Source organism: Eubacterium pyruvativorans, from assembly GCF_900102225.1.
GTDB classification, from domain to species: domain Bacteria; phylum Bacillota; class Clostridia; order Peptostreptococcales; family Anaerovoracaceae; genus Aminicella; species Aminicella pyruvativorans.
Genome location: NZ_FNBF01000005.1, coordinates 110,052 through 119,691, shown reverse-complemented (window position 1 = coordinate 119,691; position 9,640 = coordinate 110,052). Strand labels below are relative to the sequence as shown.

Below are 9,640 nucleotides of genomic sequence, written 5' to 3'. Positions count from 1 at the left end.
CGAACTCACGCCATCAGCTTGGAAGGCTGAGGTTCTACCATTGAACTACATCCGCACAATTGGAGCGGAAGACGAGATTCGAACTCGCGACCCTCGCCTTGGCAAGGCGATGCTCTACCCCTGAGCCACTTCCGCAAATTGGTCGAGGGAGATGGATTCGAACCATCGTAAGCTCAGCTAACGGATTTACAGTCCGCCCCCTTTAGCCACTCGGGCATCCCTCGACATTCTATGAAATTGGAGCTGGCGGAGGGAATCGAACCCCCAACCTGCTGATTACAAATCAGCTGCTCTACCGTTGAGCCACGCCAGCATATTGGCGACCAAGACGAGGCTCGAACTCGTGACCTCCAGCGTGACAGGCTGGCATTCTAACCAACTGAACTACTTGGCCATATTCCCAAAAGAAGCAATATGCTTGATTTGAAATTGTGGTGGGCGTTATAGGGCTCGAACCTATGACCTCCTGCTTGTAAGGCAGATGCTCTCCCAGCTGAGCTAAACGCCCGAACTCTCAGCTCCACAGGATTCTCACAGCCCTGCGACATTTATATAGTGTACAGGAACCGCTTCGTAATGTCAAGAACTTTTTCATTCTTTCCGAAGCCGATACCGCACATTACGTTCGTCGATCAGCCTGATCTTCCCGTTCGTCAACCCGTTCAGCTGTTCATGAACAGCCGCCGCATCAGCTGACTTAGATACTATATCAAATTCCACACAATCTGTAAAGCGTAAATTGCCGATTTCAATTTTTTGTACAAAATCATGGTTTATGATCCGATTATACGCCGCATAATCCGCCTGATAATCCCGCAGAACCATTTCCTCCACGGTGCAGATCCCGGCCGCTTTCAGTCCCAGTTTCGCACTGGACGTATATGCTCTGACCAGCCCCCCTGTACCCAGTTTGATCCCGCCGAAATACCGGGTGACGACAATGACCGTGTTCGTGATGCCCTCATTCACCAGCATCTGGACGATCGGCGCCCCGGACGTGCCCTGGGGCTCCCCGTCGTCACTGCCCCACTGCAGCTGAAACTGATCTCCGATCACCATCGCAGGCACATTATGGGTTGCATCCCGGTGCTTCTTCCGGATTCCGGCGATGAAGGCATCCGCTTCCTCCCGGGACTCTGCAGGAGCCACATAGGCAATAAATCTGGATTTCTCAATGATCTGCTCTGCGGATCCCTCGCCGCATACCGTATCAAACAGTTTCATTCCTCTTCTCCTGACCATGACAAAAAACACGCGGGCAGGATCTTCTGCCCGCGTCCATGGCGCTCGTACACGCCATAATCTTCCATCTGACAGCGTCGGTGTGCTAAATATCGATCCTCTCAATCTCGCCCCGCAGGAACTGATTCGTGATCTTGATCCGGGTCCCCTTCATACCCAGAGAACGGGATTCGATGACACCGGCACTCTCCAGCTTCCGGAGTGCATTGACGATAACAGAACGTGTAATATTAAACTTGTCCGCTACCTTGCTGGCAACGAGAAGACCCTCGTCCCCTTCCAGCTCACCGAAGATCTTCACAACCGCATCCAGTTCGGAATAGGACAGCGTCTCCAGCGCCATATTCACGGCATTCCGTTCCCGGTTGTCCTCTTCCTCTTCCAGCGCAATGCCGTGGGACACTTCCAGTCCGATGACAGTTGCACCGTACTCGCAGATTGCGATATCTTCGTCAGTATATGGAGAATTGGATCTCATGAGGATCACAGTCGCCACCCGGTTCCCGCCGCAGACAACCGGGACAATCACATGATAGTCCTCTGCATACGGATAGTCCTCACCGTAAATAGCGATGATATCCTCACCCATTCCGTTTTCGATCGTCTTTCCGACCTTCAGAAGATTCTCGTTGACGCCGTCTGTAATCCACTCTGCGCCATCCCGTGTTTCGACTTCGAAGTCGATTTCCTGCTCTCTCGTGTCCACCGCAAGACACTTCCCTCTGCGGCTGATCACGAAAACAAAGGAATTCAGCATCTTTCCCATGGAATTGCACAATTCGTCGAAAGACACATAACCCGTCGTGCTCTCGGAGAGCATCTCGTTCAGAGTCCTCACTCTCGTTAATAACTGTTCACTCATGATTCGTACCATCCCTCTTCCAAATAATATAATAATATACGTATACTCCCCATCGGACGGCATGAATCACGACGCCGACAGCTCATACATGATATTCTGATGTATTGAACAGCATTCCGGCCTACAATATGTATCTGTCGAGCGTATCGCGACGGATCGTATCCTCGAACTTACTATCCACGAAATTCCGGTCGATGGTGATTCTGCCATCCTCCGGCTCAGGAATTTCATAGGAAATATCCTCCAGCAGTTTCTCGAGGATCGTCGAAAGACGTCTCGCCCCGATATTCTCATTCTGTTCATTCATCATGTAAGCCATGCTCGCGATCTCGGAAATCGCATCATCCGTGAATTCCAGACGGATGCCCTCTGTTCCCAGCAGCGCCTGATGCTGTTTCGTGATCGCATTCTCCGGAACCGTCAGGATCTTCTCGAAGTCCTCCTTCGTCAGATTGTCCAGTTCCACCCGGATCGGAAAACGTCCCTGGAGCTCCGGAATCAGGTCGGTCGGCTTCGCAGTATGGAACGCACCCGCACCGATGAACAGAATATGATCCGTCTTCACCGGACCGTATTTCGTGTTCACCACGCTGCCTTCCACAATCGGCAGGATGTCCCGCTGCACACCTTCCCGGGAAACATCGGCGCCGTTATAATTGCCGCCCGATGCGATCTTGTCAATCTCGTCGATGAAGATGATGCCGTTCTGTTCCGCATTCTCCACCGCTTCATCAGTGACCTGATCCATGTCCAGCAGCTTGGACGCCTCCTGCTCCCGCAGGATCTTCCGGGCTTCCCGAACCGTGCATCTGCGATTCTTCATCTTCTTCGGCAGCATATCTCCGAAAATGTTTCCAATCGCAATGCTCATCCCTTCGTTGCTCATGTCCAGTTCATTGCCTCTCGGTGTGTCTTCCACCTCGATCTCAATGATCTGGTCTTCCAGCAGTCCGTTCCGAAGCTGTTGACGAACCTGCTCCCGGGCCATCTCCACTTCAGACTTCTCCGGCTTCTCCTTCTGCGCCTGCTGACTCTGTTCATACAGCTGTTTCTGACTCGGGTATCCGCCGCTGTTGCGAAGGAAGTCGAAAGGACTGCTCTCCGGCTGCGACGCCTTCTTCTCTCCCGGAATCATCGCTTCCACGATCCGATCTTCCGCCAGACGGTCTGCAATGTCATACTTCTCCTGCAGCTTCTGGGTCTTCGTGATATGCATGGACGCTTCCACCAGATCCCGCACCATGGAATCCACATCCCGTCCGACATACCCCACTTCCGTGAATTTCGTGGCTTCCACCTTCACAAACGGAGCTTTCATGAGTTTCGCCAGTCTTCTGGCGATTTCTGTCTTTCCGCATCCGGTGGGACCGATCATCAGAATGTTCTTCGGCGTGATCTCTTCCCGCATGTCTTCCGGCAGCAGATTTCTTCTGTAACGATTCCGCAGGGCAACGGCGACCGATTTCTTCGCCTTGTCCTGACCAATGATGTACTTATCCAGTTCAGCGACAATTTCCTTCGGTTTCAGACTCTGAACGGTTACTCCAGTCAGTTCTGCCATATTCCACTCCTATTATAAATTATGAATAGAAAGAATTCTATAGGTTTATGTAAATTTATTGAATATTTTATTTATTCAAATCATAACGAATATTTATCATCACGATTATAATTTTTCAACAGTAATATGATCATTCGTATAGACGCATATGGAGGAAGCAATCTTCAGGGACTCCCGGACGATATCCTCCGCACGCATGTCTGTATGATTGAACAGAGCATTCGCAGCGGAGTATGCATAATTTCCCCCGGAGCCGATCGCCACGAAATCCTGATCCGGCGCGATGATTTCTCCGTTTCCGGAAATAATCAGGATTTCCTCCCTGTCCGCAACGATCATCAACGCCTCCAGGCTGCGCATTCCCTGATCGGAACGCCAGGCCTGGGCCAGATCCACCGCTGCGCGCCGGAGATTTCCTCCGTGTTCCTCCAGTTTCTTCTCGAACATCTCTGTCAGTGTGAAGGCGTCTGCCACAGAACCCGCAAAACCGGTGAGCACCCGCCCGCCGAAAATTTTCTTCACCTTCACTGCACCATTTTTCATGATCGCCGTTTCACCCATGGTGACCTGTCCGTCTCCACCGATCGCAATATCGTCCCGGCCTCTTCTGACGCAGCAGATCGTCGTCGCATGCAGCTGAATCATTGCATTACCACCTTTCTGCATGCCCCGCCGGGGAGCCGGCGGGGTATATTTTCTATTCCTTATATGTGCATTCCGGATTGGAACACGACAGTGTTCCCTCTTTCGACTTTTTCTCTACCAGAAGTGCACCGCACTTCGGACAAACCTTGTTCACCGGCTTGTTCCAGTAAGACTGGGTGCATTCCGGGTATCCGCTGCAGCCATAGAAAATGCGCCCCTTCCGGGAGCGGCGTTCCACGATGTCTTTGCCGCAGAGCGGACATTTCACCCCGGTTTTCTTCACCAGCGGTCTGGTATTCGTGCATTCCGGATATCCGCTGCAGGCCAGGAAGTCTCCGAAACGTCCCGACTTAATAACCATCGGTCTGCCGCAGACTTCACAGATCTCGCCGGACGGACGGTCCTCCAGCTCCACTTTCGGGATGTCATGCTCCGCCTTCTCCAGTTCTTTCTCAAACGGTGTGTAGAACTCGCTGATGACCTTCTTCCACGGACTGCCTGTCGCTTCAATATCATCCAGCTTATCTTCCATCTCCGCCGTAAACCGGGAGTCCACGATATCCTTGAAGTACTGCTCCATCAGATCATCCACGATTTCCCCCAGCTCTGTAGGAACCAGGGATTTCTTCTCCCGCTTCACATAATGACGGCCGGTCAGGGTCGTGACGATCGGCGCATAAGTACTCGGTCTGCCGATGTTCCGGCTCTCCAGTTCCTTGATCAGCGCCGCTTCCGAGTAGCGGGCCTTCGGTTTGGAGAAGTTCTGCTCCGCATCCACCTTCTTCGGCGTCAGCTGTTCCCCTTCTTCCAGTTCCGGCAGCATCTTGTCCTTCTCCTCTCCCGGCTTGTCCGCATATACTTTCCGAAAACCGTCGAAGAGCATGCGGGAACCGGATGCACTGAAGGTGTAAGCGCCGTTCGTAATGGCCGCCTGTACATTATGGATACGGGAAGGACTCATCTGACTGGCCATGAAACGCTGCCAGATCAGCTGGTACAGCTTGAACTGCTCCGGCGTCAGCGAATCCCGGATCTCTTCCGGTGTCAGCGTCACATCCGCCGGACGGATCGCCTCGTGGGAATCCTGAATCGCCTTTTTCTTGTTGCCGTACTTGTTATCGCTGTAGTATTCCTCTCCGAACGAATCGAGGATGAACGTTTTCGCCGCTGCCCGGGCTTCCGCCGAGACACGCACCGAATCAGTTCTCAGGTATGTGATCAGACCGACGGTGCCTCTTCCTCTCACATTGACGCCCTCATACAGAGCCTGGGCGATCTGCATGGTCCGCCTGGTGTTGAAATTCAGGCGGTTCGATGCGTCCTGCTGCAGACTGCTGGTAGTGAAAGGGGGCTTCGGTCTGTACTGCCGTTCACTCTTCTCGATCTTCGTGATGGTATAAGGGTTCTTCTCCAGTTCCCCCATCACCCGGTCCTTCTCCTCCGCATTGTGAATCGTCAGTTCTTTTCCGTCTTTCTTCGTCAGTTTCGCCCGGAACACTTTCTGTTTCCGGAAATCCGCTGTAACGGTCCAGTACTCCTCCGGAACGAAGGCCCGGATTTCCTTCTCCCGGTCACAGATGATCTTCAGTGCGGCGGACTGCACCCGCCCGGCAGACAGTCCTCTCTTCACCTTTCTCCAGAGAATCGGGCTGATTTCATAACCCACCAGACGGTCCAGAACCCGCCTCGCCTGCTGCGCATCCACCAGATTCTGGTCGATGGCCCGGGGATGCTTGATGGCCTCCCGGATTGTCGATTTCGTGATCTCGTTGAATTCAATCCTGCACTCCTCGGCAGGGTCGATCCCCAGCAGGTAAGCCAGATGCCAGGAAATCGCTTCTCCTTCCCGGTCAGGGTCGGTGGCGAGATACACTTTCGATGCTTTCTTCGCTTCTTTCTTCAATTCCTTAATGATATCGCCCTTACCCCGGATCGAAATGTACTGCGGCTCGAAATTGTCTTCAATATCGATGCCGAGCTTACTCTTCGGCAGGTCACGGACGTGACCGACTGAGGCAATGACCTTGTAGGAAGATCCGAGAAATTTCCCGATGGTCTTCGCTTTCGATGGAGACTCCACGATCACCAGTTTCTTCTTCCGGGCCGAAGTCACCTTCGACGTTTTCTTCTTCTTTCCGGCGCTTGTCTTCGCCGGACTATTCTTCGCAGCAGTTGTTGCCGTCATGATTTCCTCCTGAGAAAACCGCTGTATCCCTGCGGTTTTCGTGTATTTCAAGTCTGACGTGCCGTATTATACCACAAAACCCATACACGTCAAACATTTCTCAATTTACTGATTCACGTCCATGAGCATCGTCCGGCCCATATAGTTTGCCGCAATGCCCTTCATCTCCAGCAGCGTAATCACCTGGCTGACCCGCATGGGAGAAAGTCCTGTAAGAAGGCCGATCTGATCTGACATCAGCTCACCTCGGTCCCGGAGGACCCGGAAAACCAGCTGTTCATCCTCTCCCAGTCCGCTGATTTTCTCCTCCGAATAACACGCCTTCCGCACCGGCAGATCTTCAAACGGAGTGTCCAGACTGACTACGGGCTGAACACTGTCCTGAATCAGCTTGTTCGTACCCATACTGGTGCGGCTGGTGATATTACCGGGTACCGCATAGAGCCGTTTCCCCTGATCCAGTGCATAGTATGCGGTCATCAGTGCGCCGCTTTCCACCGCCGCCTCCACAATCACTACTGCATCGGACAGGGCGCTGATCAGTCGGTTTCGCTGGGGAAAGAAGAAGCGTCTCGGCTGAGTCCCCGGCGGATACTCGCTGATCAGAAGCCCTTCGGATGCAATGCGGTCCATCAGTTTCCGGTTTTCCCGGGGGTAGCACACGTCAATCCCGCAACCAAACACCGCAATCACTCTGCCCCCGGCATCCAGTGCTCCCTGCTGTGCGGCGGAGTCAATTCCCTGGGCCATGCCGCTGATAACCGTGACGCCATAGGCTGCGGCACGCTTTCCCAGGCCCGCCGCCACCTTCATGCCGTATGCACTGGCCTTGCGGCTCCCGACCACTGCAATCACCGGTCCGTCCAGCAGGGACAGGTCTCCCTCACAGTATATTCGCTTCGGCATCCGAAACGAGTTCGGACAGAGCCGGTCCGACGGGTCCTCCGCCGCTTCTTCCAGTTCTCTGAACTTCTCCGGATAGAATTCCTCATTACGCTTCAGGATCATCATTGTCCCCTCCGGTCTTCTCCTCCCGACATGTGCATTCAATATATAATAGAAGAAACATCCGACATGCATTACCGGCCGCCCGGAATCCATTCCTCCCGCCGCATTCGGTACTGCAGCGCTTCCAGAATATGTTCCGGCAGGACCGCCGGAGATTCCTCCAGATCCGCAATCGTCCGGGCAATCCGCCGGGTCTTGTGAAGAGTTCTCGGATTCAGCCGGAGAGAATAATATGCCTCTTCCAGAAGGCGGCTGCAGGCGGAATCCATCGGAACCAACGTTTCAATCTGACCCCCGGTGAGCTGGCTGTTCAACCGGATGCCGGTTCCCTCATACCGGCAGTTCTGCAGTTCCCGGGCCCGGGTCACCATTTCCCGCATTTCCGCCGAACTCATACCCGTACGGCTTTCCTTCATTTCTTCATATTCCGGCCGGAGCATCTTCACATGAAGATCAATCCGATCCAGAAGCGGTCCGGACAGTTTCTCCCGGTACCGCATGACGGAAGAAGGGCTGCAGGTACATGGCAGTTCCGGATTTCCGAAATTCCCGCATTTGCAAGGATTCGAAGCAGCCACCAGCAGGAAATCGGCAGGAAATACGAACACTTCGCCGCAGCGCGTGATACGGATCACTTTCTCTTCCAGAGGAACCCGGAGCTGATCCAGAACCCCGCTGCGGAATTCTCCCACTTCATCCAGGAACAGGACACCGCCGCTGGCCAGGGTGATCTCCCCCGGCCGAACCACTGCCCCGCCGCCGGTCAGTCCCGCCGCACTGATCCGCTGATGGGGCTTCCGAAACGGCCGGTGCAGCATCAACGGCCGGTCTTCCCGGAGCAGCCCCGCTCCGGACCAGATCATGGTGGTTTCCAGAATTTCCTCGTAATTCATGGCCGGAAGAATCGACGGAATCCGCTCTGCGATCATGCTCTTTCCGGTGGCAGGGCTTCCCGTCATCAGCAGACTGTGACCTCCAGCAGCTGCGATCATGGCCGCCCGTTTCACCGCCTCCTGTCCCCGCACATCTCGAAAATCCGGCTGCATCCCGTCCGACTCCGTCCGTGCGGCAGCCCGGCGCAGCAGTTCCTCCTCTGTAATTTCCGCCAGAGGTTCCATCATCTTCTCCCGCCGGTAGTGGGCGGCGACCTGTCCCAGATGATCCCCTCCATAGATGCGTATTCCCGGAACCAGAGCCGCTTCCTCTGCATTCTTCCGGGGCACAATGACCCGGGAAAACCCCTTCTGCTTCAGCATCCGGATCATGGGAAGAACCCCCGGCACCGGCATGATTCTGCCATCCAGGGACAATTCCCCCATCAGACACAGAGCCTCCATTTCCTCCCCGGGCGGGAGCTGCCCGGAAGACAGCAAAATGCCCACGGCAATCGGCAGATCCAGATGCGTTCCCCGTTTCCGGATGTCCGCCGGCGCGATATTCACGGTAATCCGCCGCATAGGGAAATCCAGCCCGCAGTTGCGGAGTGCGGACCGCACCCGCTCCCGGGATTCCATGACGGCCTGATCCGGCATACCGACAACCCGGAAACACGGCATGCCCCCTGTCACATCTGTTTCCACGGTCACCGGAACAGCATTCAGTCCCCGCATCACCGCTGTATGAACCCTCGACAGCATATCCGTTCGCCTCCCCGTCCCGAAAACCACGCTTCAATCCAGAAACGGATCCACCGTCTCCGTAATCTGTATTCCCATCACCAGGAACGTCACCGCAGCGTGTTCCAGATGCTGTTCCTTCAGATAATATGCGGCGGCACCTCTGATCCGGTGCCGCTTCCTCCGGTCCACCGCTTCTTCCGGCCCGGATTCTTCCCCGTTCATCCGGGTTTTCACCTCGCAGAAGCAGATGACCCCATTCTTCCTCAGAATCAGATCCAGCTCCCCCAGCCGGCACCGGAACTTCCGTTCCAGAATGTCATACCCTTCCGCATACAGAATTCCGGCAGCCATTTCCTCCCCCAGATCCCCCAGCAGTTTCCGGTCTTTCATGACGGCACCTCCTTTGCCTCGTTCTTTGTTCGTTCAATCTACCAGATTTTTCCATCAAATGTCAATCGATTCGACGAAAAAAGACGCCCCGGCGCGCCGGAACGTCTTCCCGTTATTTTTTGTCCTTC

Annotated in this window: 8 protein-coding genes and 5 tRNA genes; all 13 read right to left on the bottom strand. The window is 54.4% G+C overall.

Going from position 1 to position 9,640, the window contains the following annotated elements; all coding sequences use genetic code 11:
* Window positions 1-60: 60 nt before the first annotated feature.
* Window positions 61-135: transfer RNA gene (locus BLQ24_RS03345), tRNA-Gly, on the bottom strand.
* 4 nt (window positions 136-139) lie between these two features.
* Window positions 140-224, bottom strand: a tRNA-Tyr gene (locus tag BLQ24_RS03340).
* A 14-nt stretch (window positions 225-238) separates the two neighbouring features.
* Window positions 239-313: transfer RNA gene (locus BLQ24_RS03335), tRNA-Thr, on the bottom strand.
* Window positions 314-317: 4 nt separating this feature from the next.
* Window positions 318-394, bottom strand: a tRNA-Asp gene (locus BLQ24_RS03330).
* Between the two features lie 38 nt (window positions 395-432).
* A tRNA-Val gene (locus BLQ24_RS03325) sits at window positions 433-508 on the bottom strand.
* An 83-nt stretch (window positions 509-591) separates the two neighbouring features.
* Window positions 592-1,224 (bottom strand): YigZ family protein, encoded by a 633-nt coding sequence (locus tag BLQ24_RS03320; RefSeq protein WP_090162650.1) that lies wholly within the window; start codon window positions 1,222-1,224, stop codon window positions 592-594.
* Between the two features lie 103 nt (window positions 1,225-1,327).
* On the bottom strand, window positions 1,328-2,104 hold the full coding sequence (gene codY / locus BLQ24_RS03315; protein ID WP_090162647.1) for a GTP-sensing pleiotropic transcriptional regulator CodY: 777 nt from the start codon (window positions 2,102-2,104) through the stop codon (window positions 1,328-1,330).
* A gap of 121 nt (window positions 2,105-2,225) precedes the next feature.
* Window positions 2,226-3,665 (bottom strand): ATP-dependent protease ATPase subunit HslU, encoded by a 1,440-nt coding sequence (gene hslU, locus BLQ24_RS03310; RefSeq protein WP_090162645.1) that lies wholly within the window; start codon window positions 3,663-3,665, stop codon window positions 2,226-2,228.
* Between the two features lie 105 nt (window positions 3,666-3,770).
* On the bottom strand, window positions 3,771-4,310 hold the full coding sequence (hslV, locus tag BLQ24_RS03305) for an ATP-dependent protease subunit HslV (RefSeq protein WP_090162643.1): 540 nt from the start codon (window positions 4,308-4,310) through the stop codon (window positions 3,771-3,773).
* A gap of 52 nt (window positions 4,311-4,362) precedes the next feature.
* Window positions 4,363-6,495, bottom strand: coding sequence for a type I DNA topoisomerase (gene topA, locus BLQ24_RS03300; protein WP_090162641.1), 2,133 nt, complete (start codon window positions 6,493-6,495; stop codon window positions 4,363-4,365).
* Between the two features lie 105 nt (window positions 6,496-6,600).
* The gene (gene dprA, locus BLQ24_RS03295) at window positions 6,601-7,506 is read right to left on the bottom strand and encodes a DNA-processing protein DprA (RefSeq protein WP_163427321.1); all 906 of its coding nucleotides are present in this window, start codon (window positions 7,504-7,506) and stop codon (window positions 6,601-6,603) included.
* A gap of 68 nt (window positions 7,507-7,574) precedes the next feature.
* The gene (locus tag BLQ24_RS03290; protein WP_090162637.1) at window positions 7,575-9,140 is read right to left on the bottom strand and encodes a YifB family Mg chelatase-like AAA ATPase; all 1,566 of its coding nucleotides are present in this window, start codon (window positions 9,138-9,140) and stop codon (window positions 7,575-7,577) included.
* A 33-nt stretch (window positions 9,141-9,173) separates the two neighbouring features.
* Window positions 9,174-9,512, bottom strand: coding sequence for a YraN family protein (locus tag BLQ24_RS03285; RefSeq protein WP_090162635.1), 339 nt, complete (start codon window positions 9,510-9,512; stop codon window positions 9,174-9,176).
* Window positions 9,513-9,640 lie beyond the last annotated feature (128 nt).